Raw genomic sequence first — 389 nt, forward strand, 5'->3', positions numbered from 1 at the left:
GGCGCTCTCGGCCGCATTCGCCATCACCAGCAGCGTGGCGAGCCGATTCCGGCGAACTGGGCCGTAACGTCGGAAGGGCTCCCGACCACCGACCCTGCCGAGGCAATCAGGGGGCTGCTTCTGCCCACCGGCGGCCCCAAGGGGTTTGCCCTCGCACTGGCGGTCGACATGCTGTGCGGGCTCCTGTCCGGTGGTGCCGTGGGCGCCGAGGTGAAAGCCTTGTACGGCGACGCCGCGCAACCRAATGACTGCTCGTTTCTTTTCCTGACCCTGAACCCGGGCGCTTTCGGCGCTGAGGCCTTGCCGCGCCGCGCCGCAGCCGAGCGTGAGCGCATCAGTAGCGGGCGCCGCGCCCTCGGGGCTGCTGCCATCCGTGTCCCGGGGCAGGC

Annotated in this window: 1 protein-coding gene; it reads left to right on the forward strand. The window is 70.9% G+C overall.

From position 1 onward, the window contains the following. Nucleotides 1-389 (forward strand): Ldh family oxidoreductase (locus tag AB4Y92_RS26350; RefSeq protein WP_441822307.1); only part of this gene is annotated, 389 nt, incomplete at both ends.

Source organism: Lysobacter sp. TAB13 (assembly GCF_052113885.1).
Lineage (GTDB): Bacteria > Pseudomonadota > Gammaproteobacteria > Xanthomonadales > Xanthomonadaceae > Lysobacter > Lysobacter gummosus.